Origin of the sequence: Paenarthrobacter sp. YAF11_1, from assembly GCF_052113445.1 — a bacterium.
Taxonomy (GTDB): domain Bacteria; phylum Actinomycetota; class Actinomycetes; order Actinomycetales; family Micrococcaceae; genus Arthrobacter.
Window position 1 is genome coordinate 201,081 of sequence record NZ_JBFRDF010000008.1, and the last position, 19,435, is coordinate 220,515.

At 64.0% G+C, this 19,435-nt stretch carries 14 protein-coding genes; 8 read left to right on the plus strand and 6 right to left on the minus strand.

Going from position 1 to position 19,435, the window contains the following annotated elements; all coding sequences use genetic code 11:
* Positions 1 to 16 precede the first annotated feature (16 nt).
* Positions 17 to 913, minus strand: coding sequence for a LysR family transcriptional regulator (locus AB4Y77_RS14390; protein ID WP_311211553.1), 897 nt, complete (start codon positions 911 to 913; stop codon positions 17 to 19).
* A 137-nt stretch (positions 914 to 1,050) separates the two neighbouring features.
* Here AB4Y77_RS14390 and AB4Y77_RS14395 point away from each other — a divergent pair, with 137 nt between their 5' ends.
* Both AB4Y77_RS14395 and AB4Y77_RS14400 read left to right on the plus strand, forming a co-directional pair.
* Entirely contained in the window at positions 1,051 to 2,433 is a 1,383-nt protein-coding gene (locus AB4Y77_RS14395) for an MFS transporter (protein ID WP_442014408.1), read from the plus strand.
* Between the two features lie 4 nt (positions 2,434 to 2,437).
* Entirely contained in the window at positions 2,438 to 3,187 is a 750-nt protein-coding gene (locus AB4Y77_RS14400) for a 3-hydroxybutyrate dehydrogenase (RefSeq protein ID WP_311211551.1), read from the plus strand.
* Between the two features lie 93 nt (positions 3,188 to 3,280).
* Here AB4Y77_RS14400 and AB4Y77_RS14405 read toward each other — a convergent pair whose 3' ends face one another.
* The gene (locus AB4Y77_RS14405; RefSeq protein WP_442014409.1) at positions 3,281 to 3,658 is read right to left on the minus strand and encodes a winged helix-turn-helix transcriptional regulator; all 378 of its coding nucleotides are present in this window, start codon (positions 3,656 to 3,658) and stop codon (positions 3,281 to 3,283) included.
* A gap of 106 nt (positions 3,659 to 3,764) precedes the next feature.
* On the opposite strand from AB4Y77_RS14405, the gene AB4Y77_RS14410 reads away from it, so the two are divergent.
* Positions 3,765 to 4,628: an SDR family oxidoreductase gene (locus AB4Y77_RS14410; protein WP_442014410.1), complete on the plus strand. Its 864-nt coding sequence runs from the start codon at positions 3,765 to 3,767 to the stop codon at positions 4,626 to 4,628.
* An 82-nt stretch (positions 4,629 to 4,710) separates the two neighbouring features.
* Here the strand turns inward: AB4Y77_RS14410 and AB4Y77_RS14415 are convergent, their stop codons facing one another.
* Positions 4,711 to 6,171, minus strand: coding sequence for an amino acid permease (locus tag AB4Y77_RS14415; protein WP_442014411.1), 1,461 nt, complete (start codon positions 6,169 to 6,171; stop codon positions 4,711 to 4,713).
* Positions 6,172 to 6,438: 267 nt separating this feature from the next.
* Here AB4Y77_RS14415 and AB4Y77_RS14420 point away from each other — a divergent pair, with 267 nt between their 5' ends.
* Both AB4Y77_RS14420 and AB4Y77_RS14425 read left to right on the plus strand, forming a co-directional pair.
* Positions 6,439 to 8,547 (plus strand): ALF repeat-containing protein, encoded by a 2,109-nt coding sequence (locus tag AB4Y77_RS14420; protein ID WP_442014412.1) that lies wholly within the window; start codon positions 6,439 to 6,441, stop codon positions 8,545 to 8,547.
* Between the two features lie 184 nt (positions 8,548 to 8,731).
* Positions 8,732 to 9,538 carry an IclR family transcriptional regulator gene (locus tag AB4Y77_RS14425; protein ID WP_311211548.1) on the plus strand — a complete coding sequence of 269 codons (807 nt, stop codon included), beginning with the start codon at positions 8,732 to 8,734 and terminating at the stop codon, positions 9,536 to 9,538.
* A 63-nt stretch (positions 9,539 to 9,601) separates the two neighbouring features.
* Here the strand turns inward: AB4Y77_RS14425 and AB4Y77_RS14430 are convergent, their stop codons facing one another.
* Positions 9,602 to 10,039 carry an SRPBCC family protein gene (locus tag AB4Y77_RS14430; RefSeq protein WP_442014413.1) on the minus strand — a complete coding sequence of 146 codons (438 nt, stop codon included), beginning with the start codon at positions 10,037 to 10,039 and terminating at the stop codon, positions 9,602 to 9,604.
* 162 nt (positions 10,040 to 10,201) lie between these two features.
* Between AB4Y77_RS14430 and AB4Y77_RS14435 the strand changes: the two genes are divergently transcribed.
* The 3 genes from AB4Y77_RS14435 to AB4Y77_RS14445 all read left to right on the plus strand — a co-directional run bounded on the left by AB4Y77_RS14435 (position 10,202) and on the right by AB4Y77_RS14445 (position 13,976).
* Positions 10,202 to 11,929 carry a urocanate hydratase gene (locus AB4Y77_RS14435; protein ID WP_311211546.1) on the plus strand — a complete coding sequence of 576 codons (1,728 nt, stop codon included), beginning with the start codon at positions 10,202 to 10,204 and terminating at the stop codon, positions 11,927 to 11,929.
* Between the two features lie 8 nt (positions 11,930 to 11,937).
* Complete coding sequence (hutH, locus tag AB4Y77_RS14440; protein WP_442014414.1) at positions 11,938 to 13,530, plus strand: histidine ammonia-lyase; 1,593 nt, start codon at positions 11,938 to 11,940, stop codon at positions 13,528 to 13,530.
* 197 nt (positions 13,531 to 13,727) lie between these two features.
* Complete coding sequence (locus AB4Y77_RS14445; RefSeq protein WP_311211544.1) at positions 13,728 to 13,976, plus strand: hypothetical protein; 249 nt, start codon at positions 13,728 to 13,730, stop codon at positions 13,974 to 13,976.
* Positions 13,977 to 14,154: 178 nt separating this feature from the next.
* Here the strand turns inward: AB4Y77_RS14445 and AB4Y77_RS14450 are convergent, their stop codons facing one another.
* Both AB4Y77_RS14450 and AB4Y77_RS14455 read right to left on the minus strand, forming a co-directional pair.
* Entirely contained in the window at positions 14,155 to 14,376 is a 222-nt protein-coding gene (locus AB4Y77_RS14450; RefSeq protein ID WP_311211543.1) for a hypothetical protein, read from the minus strand.
* 102 nt (positions 14,377 to 14,478) lie between these two features.
* Complete coding sequence (locus AB4Y77_RS14455) at positions 14,479 to 19,428, minus strand: NAD-glutamate dehydrogenase (RefSeq protein WP_442014415.1); 4,950 nt, start codon at positions 19,426 to 19,428, stop codon at positions 14,479 to 14,481.
* Positions 19,429 to 19,435: the final 7 nt, after the last annotated feature.

Consider the following 19,435-nt stretch of genomic DNA (forward strand, 5'->3'; position numbering starts at 1 on the left):
TCCCCACCTCGGCGGGCTATTCCGCCCCCAGCAACTCTTCCCGTCTCCGCTCAGTCTCCTCCCGTAGTGCCTGCACGACGGCGGCTACCGCGGGGCGGCGCATGGAGTCCGGGCGGAGGACCATCCAGTAGGGGAGCAGCTCGGCGAAGTCCGAGGGCAGGAGACGCACCAAATCAGCGTGACGATCGGCCATGAAGCACGGTAGAAAACCAACACCTGCTCCGGCCCGGGTAGCTTCTACGTGAACGAACACGTTGGTGGAGCTCAGGCCGTCGCGCATAGTGGGGACCAGCCGGCGGGGAGCATCCAGGTCATCGACTTGGAGCATGGAATCCACAAAGTAGACCAGCTGGTGCTGCGTGAGTTCCTCGATGCTTGACGGGGTACCGTTGTCCTCCAAATAGGCGCCCGACGCATACATCCCCAGCCGGTATTCGCCCAGCCTGATCGCTTCGGCCCGGTGGACCTGCGGCGTCCCCACCACCACTTCGATATCCAGGCCTGAGCGCTGCTGCAACGCCCTTCGCGTCACCGTCACGATTTCCACGCTCAGCCCGGGGTGCTCCCTCCGCAAGCGCGCCACCGCTGGGGCTGCGATATAGGCGCTGAAGCCATCGGTCGCGGTCATGCGTACGACGCCGGTGATGGGGTCGGGCGCGCGGTCGCTGGGTCCCAGCGCGCCCACCGCAGCCTCGATCCGCTCTGCGACCAGCACGGCTTCCGCGCCCAGCTCCGTCACTTCCCAACCGCCCGAGGCACGCGCGAGGATCCTGCCGCCCAGCGCCTTCTCCAGCGCCGCTATCCTGCGCGAAACGGTGGTGTGGTTGAGTCCCAAGGCCTGGGCCGCCGTCGTAAATTTTCCTGAACGTGAGACGGCGAGGAAGATGAGGAGGTCGTCCGGGTTAGGCTTCATATCTGCAATTTTGCACACACATAGTGCTGCTTTGGTCATTGAGGCACAACAAATCTGCGGCAATACTCAGTGGAGCACTTCGTGTTGTGGATCACATCACGTTCAAAAGGGTCAAAGAGGACACTGAGGAGATGGATATGAGCGTAGAGCAACGCTCCGCATCAAAAGCAGGGAAGGGCGCCGGCGAAGGCTCCGGACTCAAGAAGATCGTCGCGGCCTCGATGGTGGGCACCGTGGTGGAGTGGTACGAGTTCTTCCTCTACGCCACCGCCGCCACGCTGGTTTTCGGCAAGTACTTCTTCCCGAGCACCGGCAACGAACTGGACGGCATCATCCAGGCGTTCATCACCTACGCCGTCGGATTCGTTGCCCGCCCGCTCGGTGGCATCGTGTTTGGCCAGATCGGCGACAAGCTGGGCCGCAAGCCCACCCTGCAGCTGACCATCGTGATCGTGGGCGTCTCCACCTTCCTGATGGGCTGCCTCCCGGGCTTCATGGAAATCGGGTACTGGGCACCCGCCATGCTGGTGGCACTCCGCTTCATCCAGGGCTTCGCACTGGGCGGCGAATGGGGCGGCGCCGTGCTGCTGGTGGCTGAGCACAGCCCCAACAAGTCCCGCGGATTCTGGTCATCGTGGCCGCAGGCAGCAGTGCCGGTGGGCAACCTCCTGGCCACGCTGGTCCTGTTCGTCATGTCCACCACCCTCAGCAGCGAAGCCTTCCTCGGCTGGGGCTGGCGCGTCGCATTCTGGCTCTCCGCCGTGATCGTGTTCGTTGGCTACTACATCCGCACCCACGTCACCGAAGCCCCCATCTTCCTCGAAGCCAAGGCACAGGTGGAGGAGTCCAAGGCCATCAGCTACGGCGTGGGCGAAGTCATCCGCAAGTACCCCAAGGGCATCCTGCAGGCCATGGGCCTCCGCTTCGCCGAGAACATCATGTACTACCTCGTAGTGAGCTTCGCGATCGTCTACCTCAAGAGCGTCCACAAGTACGACACCTCCTCTCTCCTGATGGCACTCCTGATCGCCCACGTCATCCACTTCCTGGTCATCCCGCAGGTGGGACGCCTGGTGGACTCGTGGGGACGCAAGCCCGTGTACCTGGTGGGCGCGATCGCCGGGGCAACCTGGCCGTTCTTCGCCTTCCCCATGTTCGACACCAGGAACGCTGTGGTGATCGTGCTTGCCGTGACCATCGGCCTCTGCCTGCACGCCTTCATGTACGCCGGACAACCGGCCATCATGTCCGAGCTCTTCCCCACCCGCATGCGCTACTCCGGCGTCTCCCTCGGCTCACAGGTCACCTCGATCTTCGCCGGCTCACTCGCACCGCTGCTGGCAACCCAGTGGCTCAAGGACACCGGATCCTGGGTTCCCACCGCGATCTACCTCGTGGTCGCCTGCGCCATCACCGTCGTCGCAGTCGTTTCGCTGAAGGAGACCAAGGGCATCGCACTGCAGGAAGTGGACGAGGCCGACGCCATCCGCCACGGACTGACTACCGCCTCGAAAGGCTGATCTTATGGACAACTCCTTGAACGGACGCAAAGCACTGGTGACCGGCGGGGCGAGCGGGATCGGGGCTGCCTGCGCCCGTGCGCTCGCCGCCCGCGGGGCGAAAGTAGTAGTGGCCGACGTCGATGCCTCCGGAGCTGCGGCGCTCGCCGACGAGCTGGGCGGCACAGCCTGGACGGTGGACCTGCTGGATGTGGACGCTCTGGCCGCACTCAGCCTGGACTGCGACATCCTGGTCAACAATGCCGGCATCCAGAAGGTCGCGCCGATCGAGGAGTTCGAACCCGCGGAGTTCCGGCGGATCCTGGCCCTGATGCTGGAGGCGCCGTTCCTCCTCATCAGGGCCGCACTCCCGCACATGTACGCCAACGGGTTCGGCCGGATCATCAACATTTCGTCGGTCCATGGGCTGCGGGCGTCCGCCTACAAGAGCGCGTATGTCTCCGCCAAGCACGGCCTCGAAGGGCTCAGCAAGGTCACCGCCCTGGAAGGTGGTGAGCGCGGCGTCACGTCCAACTGCATCAACCCGGGCTACGTACGCACACCCTTGGTGGAGAAGCAGATCGCGGATCAGGCCCGGCTCCACGGCATCCCCGAAGCCGAGGTCCTGGCCAAGGTGATGCTGACTGAGTCCGCGGTGAAACGGCTGGTGGAGCCTGCGGAAGTAGCGTCGCTGGCAGCGTGGATGGCCTCCGACGACGCCGGTATGGTCACCGGCGCGAGCTACACCATGGACGGTGGCTGGTCGGCCCGGTAGACGCCGGCCCGCGCGCCCCTCGCGAGACTACAGTTAATGCCAATGTTCACGCGGAACATTGGCATTAACTGTAGTTTCGGCGGGGGATCAGGGCTAACTTTGGCCGCCGATGATTTCCTCGGCATTATCGAAGGCCCAGGTCACCAGAGGGATAAGCAGTGCCGTGAGCTCGCGGCCGCGTTCAGTCAGGCTGTAGTCCACGCGCGGCGGGATAACGGGTTGTGCATCGCGGCGTACCAGCCCGTCCCGTTCGAGCGTTTTCAGGGTTTGCGCCAGCATTTTTTCGCTGATGCCCTCAGCTCGTCGGCGCAGTTCGCTCCATCGCTGATCTCCTTCGGAAAGCGAGAGCAGGATCAGCACTCCCCACTTGCTGGTGATGTGGTCCAGAACCGTTCGGCTCGGGCAGCCGGCTGGGAAGACACCGTCCGCAACGCCGGCCGGGAGGGGAGTCAAGAGGGTACTTACTTTCATGTCAGTACCTTACCTTAAAGTGCGTACTCTCTTTCGGGAAGCTATCTGTGAAAGCGTTGGTTGTGATTGGTGACCGACCCACTAACTTCCTTGAGAGGAACCAGTCATGAGCATCGTCATTACCGGAGCAACAGGCCAGCTGGGCCGCCACGTCATAGAGGCCCTGCTTGAGCGCGATGTCCCCGCTGACAGCATTGTCGCCACCGGGCGCTCCATCGAAAAGCTGTCCGATTTTGTTGCCCGAGGCGTTCGCGCCGTTGCAATGGACTACGACGACGCTGCTTCGGTGGCCCAAGCTCTGAAGGGTGCCACCAAGGTCCTTCTCATTTCGGGAAGCGCCGTCGGCAAGCGGGTAGAGCAGCACCGCACGGTCATCGAGGCTGCAAAGGCCGAGGGCGTGCAGCTTCTGGCCTACACCAGCATTGCCAACGCAGACACCACCCGCATGAAGCTGGCCGCAGAGCACCAGGCCACGGAATCCATCCTCAAAGAATCCGGCGTTCCTTTCGCCCTCCTTCGCAACAGCTGGTATTTCGAGAACTACACTGACCAGTTGCCAGGAACGCTGGCGCAGGGAGCACTCGCGGGCAGCGCCGGAAACGGCAAGGTTAGCGCCGCCTCCCGTGCCGACTACGCGCAAGCTGCGGCCGCGGTTCTGGTCGCGGAGCACCAGGCCGGCAAAATCTACGAATTGGGCGGGGACGAGGCATTTTCCTTGGACGAGCTGGCCGCCGAGATCAGCGCTGCATCAGGCAAGTCCATCGAATACCGGGACCTCCCCGCAGACCAGTACGCTGATCTCCTGACGGGCGCAGGGGTGCCGGAAGGCTTCGCGCAGATCCTCGCCGATACCGATCTGGGCATTGGCCGTGGCGATCTTTTGGTGACCACGGGTGATCTCCGGAAACTGATCGGGCGCCCGGCAACTGCCTTGTCCGAGGCCGTGCGCTCCGCTGCTTCTGCCATCTGAGCCGAGCCCCCTCGCGAGACTTCAGTTAATGCCAATGTTCCGCGCGAACATTGGCATTAACTGTAGTTTCGGCGCAGGGAAACTAGGGTGCCTTCACCGCGGGGATGGCGGCGGTCTCGTCCACCAACTCTGCCCGGCGCAGGCCGCCACCGCGGACCCACAGTTTGTAGGCGACGAACAGGAGAACCAGCCAGGTGCCGCCTACATACAGGGCTACCCGGGTGTCCTCGAAGACGCCCAGGATCACGATCACCATGGCCATGAACGCCATGGTCAGAATGGACGCAACAGGCCACAGCGGGGAACCGAACTCCGACGCCGGGAGTCCCTTGCGCTTGATCTCCCGTTTCATGGCCACGTGCGACGCCAGGATCATCACCCAGACCCACACGGTAGCGAAGGTGGCGATCGACGCGATGAGCACGAAGACGTCCTCAGGAATCACAGCGTTCAACACGACGCCAATCAGCAGGATGCCGCCCATCATCACCACGGTCATCCACGGAACGCCGTGACGGGAAATCTTGCTGAAGCTCTTCGGCGCGTGTCCCTGTTGAGCGAGGCCGAACAGGATGCGGCCGGCTCCGAAGATGTCGCTGTTGATGGCCGAGAGCGCGGCCGTAATGACCACGGCGTTGAGGATGTGCGGTGCCGCCGGGATGCCCAGGCCGTCGAAGATCTGGACGAACGGGCTGCCGCTGCTGCCGATTTCGTTCCAGGGGAAGATGCTCATCAGCACACCCAGGGTCAGCACGTAGAAGAGCAGGACGCGGACCGGCACCGTATTAACAGCCTGCGGAATGACCTTCTTGGGGTTGGTGGCTTCACCCGCTGTGATGCCGATCGTTTCGATCCCGCCAAAGGCAAACATCACGACGGCGAACGCGGCCAGGAGCCCCTCAAAACCGTTCGGGAACAAACCGCCGTGATTCACCAGGTTCCCCAGTCCCGGTGCCACGCCGCCGCCGTCGCCCGTTTGGAAGCCGAACACCACGATCGCCGCACCGCCCACGATCATGGCGATGATCGCCACCACCTTGATGAGCGAGAACCAGAACTCGAGTTCGCCGAACACCTTCACGCTGAGCAGGTTCATGGCGCCGAGGAACAGAATGATGGCCAGAACCCAGATCCATCTGTCCACTTGGGGGAACCAGAAACCCATATAGATACTGAAAGCGGTGACGTCGGCGATGGCCACAATGGCCATCTCGAACACGTACGTCCACCCGGTCACGAAACCCGCAAACGGTCCCAGATACCTGGACGCATACTGGCCGAAGGACCCGGAAACGGGGTGTCGGACGGCCATCTCGCCGAGTGCCCGCATCACCATGAACACGGCCGCGCCGCCAATGATGTAAGCAAGGAGGACGGCCGGGCCGGCTTTCTGAATCGCAGAAGCAGAGCCGTAGAAGAGGCCCGTGCCGATTGCGGATCCGAGGGCCATGAAGCGGATGTGGCGGACGTTCAGGCCTCGGCTGAGCGCCGTACCCGCGGCCTGGAGAACAGAGCTCTCCGCGGCCAGCTTGGTTTGTTGCATAGTAAAACCTTCTCGTCTTTGGGAGGGGATCGCTATCCAGCACATCACTTTTGGGCCTCTTGTGATCGGACTCACGGGGGTTTGGTGTCTTTGATCGCAGACACTGCGGCTTTGGCGGATAGGACGGCTTTTGGAGGGTGGTCAAAGTCATAGTCTCCGTTCGGATATGATGACCGCGGACAGCTCATCAAACCGGTCAGGCATCCCTCGCTTTTCAGCGTCGCCCACTTGAATTCAGCGCTGCCACCGCATCCTTATGGGGGACTTTTGATTTCTGTACTTCGTCACACTCGACGCCGTTGGGCCGCTGCCGTTGTTGCCCTTGTGGCTGGCGCGTCTTTGCTCTTCGCAGCCCCCGCGCAGGCTTACGACACTCCTGATTTTGAGGTTCCCAGCGCATCGCAAGCTCCAGTCCCGTATGTTGAACGGGCCTCCGACGCGGCGGGCGTACTTGAGCTGTGGAGGACGGGTGGCCCGGCCACCCGCGCAGCAGCGGCGTCGGCCCTCGTGGGCGGCGAAAGTGCGGTCCAGGCATTCGTCGACGGCGGACAGGACGCCCCGCTGGCAGCGGACCGCAAGCAGCTGGTCACCGAGCTGACGGAGCGGGGGAGCGAGCATGTTCGGTCCGTTGCCCAGAAGATCCTTGCCACCGGTGATCCGGTCAGGATCGATGCCTTCCTTGCAGAGGGCTGGGCTGGGACATGGCGGGGCGACCTCAGGACTGTGACCGCGTACTTCCTTAACTACGGCAACGTCCACGTTCGCCGTGAGGCCGCAAAGAGCCTCGATGAAGGCGACAAAGCCGTGGAGCAGTTCGTCCTGACCGGGTGGAGGAACAAAGCGAAGATGGCAGACCGCCAATCGGCATATGGCCTCATCGCTTCCGGGAATCCTGCCGTTTCTGTCGCGGCCAAGGCAGCGCTGGCAACCGACGACTCTGAAATTGTGGCTGATTTCCTTCGCTACGGGCAGTTCGTTGCAGGCGACCATCACACTGAGTCGGCTGCCGTTTCTGCACTGCTCCAGCAGGTCAAAGACGATCTCAAGGCCAACCCCGCAGGAGCCGCAGCAGTCGCCGACCGGGCGAAGACCGCCGTCGAGCAAGCGCGAAACACCGCCGTGGCTGCACGGAAAGCAGACACGACACGTCTGACTGTTGATCGTGATCTCCTCAGTGCCCAGGCTGGTCCGCGAAATGTCCTGGACAGCGCAACCGCGGTTTCCGAGAAGCCGTTCAAGGAAACGTTCGCAAAGGCTGCCAAGGAGTTGCCCGGGCTTCTGGCGACCGTTTCGGCGCCCGGTGCCGACCTTGATGCGCTGATCAAGGAAGCCCGGCAGGTCACACTGGATCTAGTACTGGTTGGCACGCCTGAAGTGAAGAAGGCAGCCGAGGCCGCGATGTTGGGTGGCGATGCAGCGATCAAGAACTTCGTGGCCAAGGGCCACGCAGAAGCAATTGCGCGGGATTCAAGCGGAGTATCCGCTTTCGGCGCGGACCGCCAGCGCGTTTACCAACTGCTGGACCTCGGTGGCAGCCACGTGAACAAGGCGGCGGACCTTGCCCTGGGATCCACCAACCATGCGGCTGTCCGCTACTTCCTTGAGTATGGTTTCGCTACTGCACAAGACCTGGACGACCGCATCCTTGCCTACGCCACTCTCGACAAGGGTGCGGAACGGCGGGCAGCCGCCACTGTGGCGCTGGAGGGCAGCCGGGCTGACCTGCGGGCATTCGCCACCACCGGGCAGTTTGCTGCTGCCAAGCGCGACGAAGCCACCGCCGCCCACGTTGCCTCGATTGACGCCATGCTTGCCGAACTCGCCGGGTTGGCAGACAAGGCAGCGGTCGACGCCGGTATAGCAGCCGACGCTGCGAAAGCCGCCGAAGCAGCCCGTCAGGCAGAGGCAGCGAGGGCTGCTGAAGCGGCCAGAGCCGCCGCAGCGGCGGAGCAGGAGCGCGGAAAGCTTCCGTTGAACGTACCGATGGTTGATTCTTCCGAACTGTTCGGAGCAGCTCCCACTGTGGTGCCGTGGCCGCAGGCGCCCGTTTCCGCCGTCGCGCTTCCCGTCACCGGGGAGGCTCCGGACGGCGAGCCTGTTGACGCTGAACGTCCTGACATCACAGATGTCGACGTCCCGCCGGCTGCGACGTGGCCCAGCGAGTCGACGTCGGCGGAGTCTTTGTCGCAAGAGGCGGCCGCACCCTTGGCTGCTTCCTCCTCCGGTTTGGGTGGCTGGACCATCGGCCTGATTGCGGCGTTGGTTCTGGCTGCTGCCGGTGCCATCACGTTCCTGCTGCGTCGGAAAGGTTCAGTCCCGGTGCCGGCACCCGTAAAGCCGGGCACCGCGGGCACTGCCCCCAAGCCCAAGCCGTAGCCCTCGCCTGGCCCCGCCCCTGCCAGAACCCCAACCGGGGGCCTGGGCAAGCCCGGTGTCTGGCACTCCAGACACCGGGCAAGCCCAACGGGTTGGCTGCGCAGCCCGGCAGGGTGCACGCTTGAGTACGGGATACCGGACAGTCGATGGTCCGCTGGTCCCGAACCCTGAGCAGTGAGGAACCATGACAACGTCGCCAGTGGCACCGGGCAAGGCCACTTCCAAAGTCCCTGCCGCCGAGAACACCCTGCGGATACTGAAGCTGCTGGCCTCGCGACGCGGGCCGATGGCGGCGTCAAACATTGCCACGGCACTGGGCTTGCCGCGATCCAGTGTCTACCACCTGTTGGGGGTGATGGAAGCCAACGGCTTCGTCCTGCACCTCCACGAAGAGCAGCGATACGGGCTCGGCATCAGCGCTTTCGAACTCAGCTCGGCATACTCTCGCCAGGAGCCTTTGTCCCGGCTTGGGCGGCCCATGCTCGCGTCACTGGTTGATGTGATCGGTGAGAGTGCGCACCTCGCGGTGCTCCATGGCCGGGACGTCCTCTACATCGTGGAGGAACGCGCCAAGAACCGCCCCAGCCTGGTGACCGACGTCGGGGTCCGCCTGCCCAGCCACCTCACGGCGTCAGGCCGAGCGATCCTCGCCGCCCTTCCAAAGTCGCAGGTCCGTGCGCTGTATCCAAACGCCGCCGCCTTCACTTCGCGGCATGAGGTGGAGTTCCCCATCATGAAGTACTCCGCGTTGTCGTCTCACCTCGATCAGGTGCGGCAGCGTGGCTATGCCACGGAGAACGGCGAAATCACGCCGGGGTTCTGCTCCATCGCCGCCGCAGTAACGGACCACGTTGGATGGCCGACGGCGGCAGTCGCCGTCACGTTCTTGGAGGACAAAGTGCCGGCTGAGCAATGGCCGGTGCTCGCTTCACGTATCCGGAAGGCGGCAGACGAACTGTCGGTCCGGATCCACGGGCGCCCGGCGGGCTAGCCAGCGGGCCGGGACTCTAGCAAGGCCGGCAGGCTGGCAAGGCCGGCAGGCTGGCAAGGCCGGCTAGCCCGGCCCGGGGTTGTCGCGCTCCACCAATTGCCGGAAGGCCTCCAGCTCGCCTTTGAAGCTGCCCTTGTAGGACCCCATGGCGAAAAGCCGGGCGAAGATCCCGGAGATAACTCCCCGGGTGACGAACTCCTGGTTGATGCGCGTGCCGTCGCCCTCGGCAGTGAAGGTCACGTCCGACTCGCCTTTCAGGATCGCGTTGCCGAAACGGGTGCGGAGATGCCTAGGCCGCTGGACGGCGAGGATTTCGGTGGGGCTTGCCATGCGGCCGAACCACACTGTGTAGCTGCTGCCGGCCTGATCGATGGACCCTGCGAGGTCAGTCACGCGCGTAACGCCCCCGATCCACTCCTTGAAGCGGTCCAGGTCCGTCCAGGCCGCGAAGACGCGGTCCGGCGGTGCCGCCACGAGCGTCGTCACCCGGTACGTTGCCATGGGTCCAGCATGCGCTCATTGCCGCTCAAATGCGAGAGGGTCCACGGGTCTGTAATCCCGGACAGCACCACTCCAAAAGCCGTTCCAGCCGCGGGATAAAGGGGCTTTAGTAGAAGCAGAAGATCTTTCCACCACACACTTCCCACAGACGAAGGAGTCACCATGGCACCCGCCGATTTCACCACTGGTGCCCGTCCGGTCAAGGCCGCCCGGGGTACTGAACTTACTGCCAAGTCGTGGCAGACCGAGGCGCCGTTGCGCATGTTGATGAACAACCTGGATCCTGAGGTCGCTGAGCGCCCGGACGACCTGGTGGTTTACGGCGGCACGGGCCGTGCTGTGCGTTCCTGGGCTGCGTTCGATGCGATCACCCGGACCCTGGAAACCATGGAGAAGGACGAAACCCTCCTGGTGCAGTCGGGTAAGCCGGTGGGTGTGTTCCGCACCCACGAGTGGGCGCCCCGTGTTCTCCTCGCCAACTCCAACCTCGTCGGTGACTGGGCGACGTGGCCTGAGTTCCGCCGCCTCGAAGCTGAGGGTTTGATGATGTACGGCCAGATGACCGCCGGGTCCTGGATCTACATCGGCACCCAGGGCATCCTGCAGGGCACGTACGAAACGTTTGCCGCCGTCGGCAACAAGTTGGCTGCTGAGGGGCGTCACCCGGCACCCGCCGCGGAGGGTTCCACCGAGGGCCCGCTGGCCGGGACGCTGACGTTGACGGGTGGTTGTGGTGGCATGGGCGGCGCCCAGCCGCTGGCCGTGACGTTGAACGACGGCGCGTGCTTGATCGTGGACGTTGATGAGACCCGTCTGCGCCGCCGCGCGGGCAAGCGGTACTTGGACGAGGTCGAAACCGATCTGGATGCCGCGATCGCCAAGGTCCAGAAGGCCAAGGACGAGCGTCGTGGCTGGTCGGTGGGTTACGTGGGCAACGCCGCGGAGGTGTTCCCGGAACTGCTGCGCCGCCATAAGGCCGGGGAAGTGACCTTCGATGTGGTCACGGACCAGACGTCGGCCCACGATCCGTTGTCCTACCTGCCTGAGGGCATCACGGTGGCCGAGTGGCACACCGAGGCTGAGGCGGATCCGGAAGGGTTCACCAAGAAGGCCCAGGCTTCCATGGCCCGCCACGTCCAGGCGATGGTGGAGTTCCAGGACGCCGGCTCTGAGGTGTTCGATTACGGCAACTCGATCCGTGATGAGGCACGCAAGGGAGGGTACGAGCGGGCGTTCGAGTTCCCCGGCTTCGTTCCGGCCTACATCCGTCCGTTGTTCTGCGAGGGTCTTGGCCCGTTCCGTTGGGTTGCGTTGTCCGGGGATCCGGAAGACATCGCTGTGACGGACAAAGCGATCAAGGAACTGTTCCCGGAGAACACGCACCTGCACAAGTGGCTCGACGCTGCTGCGGACCGTGTGGAATTCGAGGGCCTGCCGGCACGTATTTGCTGGCTCGGGTACGGCGAACGCGCCAAAGCCGGCCTGCTGTTCAACCAGCTGGTGAAGGAGGGCAAGGTCAAGGCTCCGATCGTGATCGGCCGTGACCACCTGGACTCCGGTTCCGTGGCGTCTCCCTACCGTGAGACCGAGTCCATGGCCGACGGCTCCGACGCCATTGCTGACTGGCCTTTGCTGAACGCCCTGATCAACACCTCTTCGGGTGCTACCTGGGTTTCGATCCACCACGGCGGCGGTGTCGGTATCGGCCGGTCCCTGCACGCCGGACAGGTTTCCGTAGCCGACGGCACGGACCTGGCCGCGGAAAAGCTCGAACGGCTCCTGACCAACGACCCCGGCATGGGCGTCATCCGCCACGTCGACGCCGGCTATGACCGCGCCGTCGAAGTCGCCAACGAACGCGGCGTCCGCATCCCCATGAACGAGAAGTAGGCAACACCATGACCATCACCACCAACGAACAACTCACCGTGACCCTTGGCTCCAGCGGCGTCACCCCGGAAGACGTCGTCGCCGTCGCACGCCACGATGCCAAGGTGATCATTTCCCAGGATGCCCTGGACAACGTGGCCAAGGTTCGGGCCCACATTGACGATCTCGCCACCAGCGATGTCCCGGCGTACGGTATCTCCACCGGCTTCGGCGCGCTGGCCAACCGCCACATCCCCAACGACCTCCGCACCCAGCTGCAGAAGTCGCTGATCCGCAGCCACGCTGCCGGCATGGGCCCGGCCGTGGAACGCGAAGTGGTCCGCGGCATCATGTTCCTCCGGGCCAAGACCCTCGCGTCCGGCCGCACGGGCGTCCGCCCCGTAGTTCTCCAGACCATGGTGGACGTCCTCAACGCCGGCATCACCCCGCTGGTCCGCGAATTCGGTTCGCTCGGCTGCTCCGGCGACCTCGCACCGCTGTCCCACTGCGCGCTGGTCCTCATGGGCGAAGGCGAAGCCATGGGTCCCGACGGCGAACTGTACGGAACCGCTGGCAAGCCGCCTGTTGCTGAGCTGCTCGCGCAGCATGGCATCGAGCCTGTCACACTCGCTGAGAAGGAGGGGCTGGCCCTCGTCAACGGCACCGAAGGCATGCTCGGCATGCTCCTGATGGCCATCGCCGACATCCGCTTGCTGCTTGCGACGGCGGACGTCACCGCCGCGCTCAGCGTCGAGGCACTGCTCGGCACTGACCAGGTGTTCCTGCCGGAGCTCCACGCCGCACTGAGGCCGCACCCCGGCCAGGCCGCCAGCGCGGACAACATGCTCCGCGTGCTGTCCAACTCGCCGATCGTTGCTTCCCACCGGATCAACGACACCAAGGTCCAGGACGCCTACTCGCTGCGCTGTGCCCCTCAGGTTGCGGGCGCCGTTCGCGACACCGTGGACCACGCCGCACTGGTGGCTTCCCGCGAACTCGCCGCAGCGATCGACAACCCGGTGGTCCTCCCGGACGGCCGCGTCACGTCCAACGGCAACTTCCACGGCGCTCCCGTGGCCTATGTCCTGGACTTCCTGGCCATCGCCGTGGCGGACCTCAGCTCCATGGCCGAACGACGCACGGACCGCATGCTCGATCCCGCCCGCTCGCATGGACTGCCGGCCTTCCTCGCCGGAGACCCCGGGGTGGACTCAGGCCTGATGATCGCCCAGTACACCCAGGCCGGCCTGGTCTCGGACAACAAACGCCTCGCGGTTCCGGCCTCGGTGGACTCCATCCCGAGCTCCGCCATGCAGGAAGACCACGTATCCATGGGCTGGCACGCCGCCCGGAAGCTGCGCAAGGCCGTGGAGAACCTTCGCCGCGTGCTCGCCGTCGAGCTTGTCACCAGCGCCCGCGCCATCGACATGCGGACGCAAATGTCCGACGGCGAACTCACCCCGGGTCCCGCCGGTACGGCAGTGCTTGAGGTGCTTCGTGAAGTAGTTCAGGGCCCGGGTGCTGATCGGTTCCTGTCGCCGGAACTGGAAGCGGCTGACCGTTTGGTCGGCTCGGGTGCGGTCCGCGCGGCCGCCGAATCCGCCGTCGGGATTTTGGCCTGACGTCGAATAAAACGCTCATTTGATGGGCATCTTTGTCACGCCCCGGTCTTTGTTCGCAACGCAAGCGCCGGGGCGTGGCAAATGTAGTAGAACTTATGGTGTACGTCACGTCCACAACAACGGTGTTGTGGGCTTGACGGTCAACCGTTAACAACTCAATACACAACAGAGAACATCCACAAAGGGGTAGAAGTTCAATGAAGGCACGCGGAGCAGTCCTGTCCAGGCGAAGCGCTCACTCGGCTACGGTTACGGACTGGAAGACGCTGAACGTTGGCGAGGCGGTGGAAGTGGTCAAGTATGCCCACGTGATAGCCACCGGCAGGGTCGAGGAAATCTCCAGCAGTGGAAATGTGGTGTGGCTCGAGCACTCCGGCTCGGGTGTTACTGAAGAAGGCAAGGAACTGTTCATGAAGTCCGACGGCGTGACTCTCCGCCGGGCATAGGCACCCAACTGAGTCGCAGTTGAGCGCGTTTTGGCCGCTCAAAACGCGCCTAATTGTGACCTACATGGGTGGAGTAGCAGATAAACAGAAACCGGGGCTCGTTCCCTTCCGCGGGTAGTAGATGCGGAAAGGAACGGGCCCCGGTTTTTGGCGTCGCTGCCGGAAATACGTTGGGGTATCAGGCAGCGATTACTTCGCGGGTCTGACCGAAGGGAACGGATTCGTCCAGAGCCACGGTGTAGGTGCCGGGCTCGTGGCGCGTCACCAGAATTCCGCAGGCAGCGTCTGCTGCTGCGTTTTCGATCAGGGCATCCACGGCGCGGTCGAGTCCGTCGTGGATCTCGTCTGCCTTCGAGAAGGACAGGCGAATTTCGCGTTCTGCAATCATTGCAGGGGTCATTGGGGGCCTCCTATTACATGCCGCATGCGAGGGCGACCCGTCAATCATAGTTGGTGAGCGCCGAAAATATGTAAGATGACTGGCAGCTAGGTGACCTGCGTCTCATCTCCGAACCATGGCGCGGAGGAGTTTCACGGCTACTGAAAGAGCAGCGATGTCCACCGGACCGGGCTTAATGGCCTCCCGGATGGTCTCTTGGACCCGCGCCAATTGCTCGATGTTTCCGTGCTCCCAATCCACGATCCGGTCCACAGGATCAGCGGCCACCGGAGACCGTGGAGTATGCCGGACCACCGCCTTGGTCATGTCGGCGAGAACCAGGTACATGTCATCCCTGAGTGCAGCCCGGGCCAGGGATTCCCAATGGGTGTCACGCGGAAGCATGGTGATGTGTTCCAGCAGCGGGATGGCCGAAATCCGTTCGAAGACGGCGAAGTAGACCTCCGCCACGGCCTCCGCCGGCTCCTGGAGTTCCTCTGCGATGGCCGAGATGTCCAGCAGTCCGTAACTGACCAGCAGCTCAGATGCTCGGATTCCCAAACTGTGGGGCAAGCCAACGGCATCGGTGTGGGCGAGCCGCTTCTGGGAGTGTGCCAAGTTGATGCCGTGCAGGAAACCCGTGAAGTTGGCCCGCATCAGGGACATCGGTTGCTCCAGCCGGGCCAAAGCATCGGAAAGGGGCTTGTCGCGGAAATCGTGGGTGACGTACCAGCGCACCGACCGGTCCAGGAGGCGTCGCATGTCCAGGGCCACTGCGGCACCGTGCTCGCTGGGCGTAGTGGCCGGTAGTTGGGCAATTGCCTGGGTGACAGAGTCCAGATCCCAGAGCTTCCGCATCACCACGAACCCGCGCGCCACGGCGGCCGCGGACACCGTGGTTTCTTCCATGGCCCGGAAAGCGAAGGCGATACCGCCCATGTTGATCATGTCGTTGGCCACCACGGTGGCAACGATGTGCCGGCGGAGCGGATGCGTTGAAAGATGTTCGCCGAACCGCTCCGCGACCTGCCTGGGGAAGTACTCGCGCAGTGTTTCCGAGAACCATGGATCATCAGCGAGTCCGCCTTCCGTGAGCTCCCGGGCGAGCTCGATCTTGGCGTAGGCGGCCAGCACGGCGAGCTCGGGAGTGGTCAGACCCTTGCCAGTGAGGACGCGCGCCTGCAGTTCGCCGTTACTGGGGAGGGACTCCAGTTCCCGGTCCAGGTCCGTTACGGATTCCAACCAGTCCATGGTCCTTTCGAAGCTGGGGCTCCATTCGACGGCCAGTTGCTTGTCATTGAGGAGCAGGACGTTCTGCTCATCATTGGTTTTGAGCACCAGCCGGCCAACTTCCGCCTGCAAGGACTGCAAGAACGCCGTCCGTTCCGATGCGGTCATCTTGCCTGCTGAAATCATGCGGTCCAGGAAGATCTTGATGTTCACCTCGTGGTCCGAGCAATCCACGCCCGCCGAATTGTCGATCGCATCGGTGTTCACCAGGATGCCCGTCAGCGCAGCCTCGATCCTGCCGCGCTGCGTGACGCCAAGGTTTCCACCCTCGGCGATGATGTGGGTGCGGAGCTTGTTGCCATCGACGCGGATGGCGTCGTTCGCTTTATCCCCGACGTCGGCATGGGACTCCGTGGACGCCTTAACGTAGGTGCCAATTCCGCCGTTGTACAGCAGATCGACCGGTGCCATGAGGATCGCCTTGAGAAGGTCCGGTGGGCTCATTGCCAACTGACCCGCGGGCTCGGCGCTTTCATCCAAACCCAGCGCGAGCCTGACCTCGTCGGTGAGGAGAATGGATTTGTCGGTCCGCGGAAAAATACCGCCTCCCGGGCTCAGCTTGGCGGGATCGTAGTCGGCCCAGCTGGATCGGGGGAGCCTGAAGAGCCGCTCCCGCTCCGCATAGGACTCGAGCGGGTCCGGCGTGGGGTCCAGGAAGATGTGCCGGTGGTCGAAGGCGGCGACCATTTTGATGTGGTTGGACAAGAGCATGCCGTTGCCGAAAACGTCACCGCTCATGTCGCCGATGCCCACCGCTGTGAAGTCCTCGGCCCTGGAATCGATCATGAGCTCACTGAAGTGGTGCCGAACGGACACCCATGCACCCCGGGCGGTGATGCCCATCTGCTTGTGGTCGTAGCCCGCCGATCCGCCCGATGCGAAAGCGTCCCCGAGCCAGAAACCGTACTCCGCCGCAACGGCATTGGCGATGTCGGAGAAGGCAGCGGTCCCTTTGTCTGCAGCGACCACCAGGTAGTAGTCGTCGCCGTCGTGCCGCACCACCCGGGGTGGCGTGATGACGCGACCGTTGCTGCCGCCGTCGGGATCCGGTACCAGGTTGTCCGTGACGTCCAGCAGGCCGCGGATAAAAGTCCGGTAGCTGTCCTGGCCCTCCGCGAGCCAGGCAGCGCGGTCCTCCGCCGGGTCGGGGAGCCGTTTGGGGAAGAATCCACCTTTGGCCCCGGTAGGAACAATCACTGCATTCTTGACCGTTTGCGCCTTGACCAACCCCAGAATTTCGGTTCGGAAGTCTTCGCGCCTGTCAGACCATCGGAGGCCACCGCGGGCGATTGGACCGAAGCGCAAATGGACCCCTTCAACCCGTGGTGAGTAAACCCAAATCTCGAAGCGTGGCCGTGGCGGTGGGGCCACCGGGAGCCCGGACGGATCGAGTTTGATGCTGATATACGGCTGGTCCAGGTAGAAATTGGTGCGCAGGGATGCATCGACCACGCTCGCGAGCGTTCGGAGGAGACGGTCGGCGTCAAGGACCGGGATGGCGTCGATGGCTTCGGCCAGGGTGGCCCTGGCAGTGTGGATTGCCTGCGTCCGATGACTCAGCCCACTGTTGCCCTCCTCGAAAACATCGCCATGGGATGTGGCCCCGGAACGGTTGGCGAGCTCAGGATCAAACAGGTCCGGTGCGTAACTGTCCGGGTTGAACTTCGCCTCAAAGAGTTCCAGCAACGCGTGTGTCGCCTGGGGGTTGGTCCGGAGCGTGTCAGCGATGAATCCGTACGAGTTGGTGCTCCCCAGTTGCCGTAAGTACTTGGCGTAAGCGCGCAGAATGGACACTCTCCGCCAGTCGATGCCCTCCTTGATGACCAACGCATCGAAGGCGTCAGACTCCGCGTCGCCACGCATGGCGGCGCAGAACGCGCCCGCCAGCAATTCGCCCGTCGTCAGGGGATCCACGCCGCGCGGGTACTTGAGCCCGAGGTCGTACAGGAAGAACTGCCTGCCGTCTCCACGCTGCACGTCGAAGGGCCGCTGGTCCAGGACTTTCAAGCCGAGGTTGTGGAAGAACGGGAGAATCTGGGTGAGGCTCCTGGGGCGGGTCAGATACAGCCGGATCCGGGCGTCCTCGTTGAGCACAGCGGTGCCGGGCCTCGTATAAACGGTCAGCAGGGGATCGGGTTCCGGATCGTTAGTGGCCGGGAAACTCTCGAACGCCGAGATGTCCTCAACAGCGTCCTCCACCTCAAAATCGGCCTTATAGCTGGCCGGGAACGCGGCGGCCCACTCACGGGAGAGCCGCACCGCCTCTTCTGAGGGATACCGCGCCTGCAGCGCCTCGGCCAGACCCTGTGCCCAGGTCCTGGTGGCGGCGATGATCCGAGGCTCCAGGATTGCGGCATCCACGACGCCGGGTGTCCCGCCGGGCGTCCGGCCGGACGGCCCGCCGGGCGTTCCGCCGTGCGTCGAAGCCGCTTGCGGAAGGAGCACCCGGAAGAACACCCGGGCCATGGCGGACTCGCCCAAACGAAGCTCAAACTCGATGGCGTCCGAACCGAAGGCCTCGCGAAGTTCACGTTCAATGCTGAGCCGAACGGCGGTGCTGTAACGGCGGCGTGGCAGGAACACGAGCGCGGTCATGAACCGCCCATAGGAGTCCGGACGGAGGAACAGCCTGGTGCTGTGACGCTCCTGGAGGCGCAGGATCTCGCGGGCATGGTCGGCCAGTTGCCCGGAGTCGATGTGGAACAGCTCATCGCGGGGATATCCCTCCATCACGGCCAGAAGTTCCTTGCCGTGATGCGAGCCGGGCGGGTAGCCAAACGCCCGGATCACTTCGTTTACTGTGTCGCGGATGACGGGAATCTGCAGGGCTGAATGTGCCATGGAACTGGGGGCGAAGAGCCCCACAAAGCTGTGCCGGGCGGTGCGGTGCTGATCTGTACCGTGTTCAGCGGCACCTCGTTCCGTAGTCCCGGCCGCTTGCACCGTGATTTCGTCCAGGTAGGCGGGGCGCAGGACCGTGGAGCGCTGGGTGGACTTGGTGAGGGTGAGTAGCCGGGGTTCCGCGTGGTCCATTTGGTCCACCTCCACCGGATCCCGCAGCACGCCCAGCCCCCGGCGCCCGTGATACCCGAGGAACACAAAGTTTCCTTCACCCAGCCATTGCAGCAGCTCGCGGGCTTCCTTGGCCTCCCTGGTTTCAGGACCCGAGCCTCTCACCTCGGTCAACGCCTCCACCTCGCGGGCCAATTCCTCATGGATTGCAGCATGGTCCTCTGCGGCCGCCCGCACGTCGAGCAGGACCCTCCGGAGCCGGGCCACCAGGCGGTCCGTGGCCGCGTCGTCCGGGAGCCGGGGGACGTCGATTGCCATCCACGCTTCGGCGAGCGGTCCGCCGTCGTGCTCTTCGTATGGGGTGGGCAACTGCGGACTGCCGCCGGCAGCTGAAGGTTCGACGCCGGTGGGCAGCCCGATGCGCTGAGGCGCCCTGTGGATGGTGGTCAGGCGATGGGTGGCTGGGTCGCGGGTGACGGTGAAGGTGGGGTGGACCAGGAGCCGGATGGATGCGGTGTCCCGGGCGATTTCGGCGGTGACGGATGGCAGCAGATAGGGCATGTCATCGCTGACGATCGACACCACGCTGGCGTCGGGCTCATGCAGGATTCCGATCACGTCCTGCCCAGGCTCCCGCCGCTCGGCCAAAGACCGGTGGTAGCGGGCCCGTTCCAGCAGCGTTTCCGGCGTGTAGCTGCGGACGTCGTCCTCTGCCACGTGCTGGTAGTAGTCGGTCAGGAATCCGTCCGCCGCCTCGATGCTGGGTGACATGGTGCTG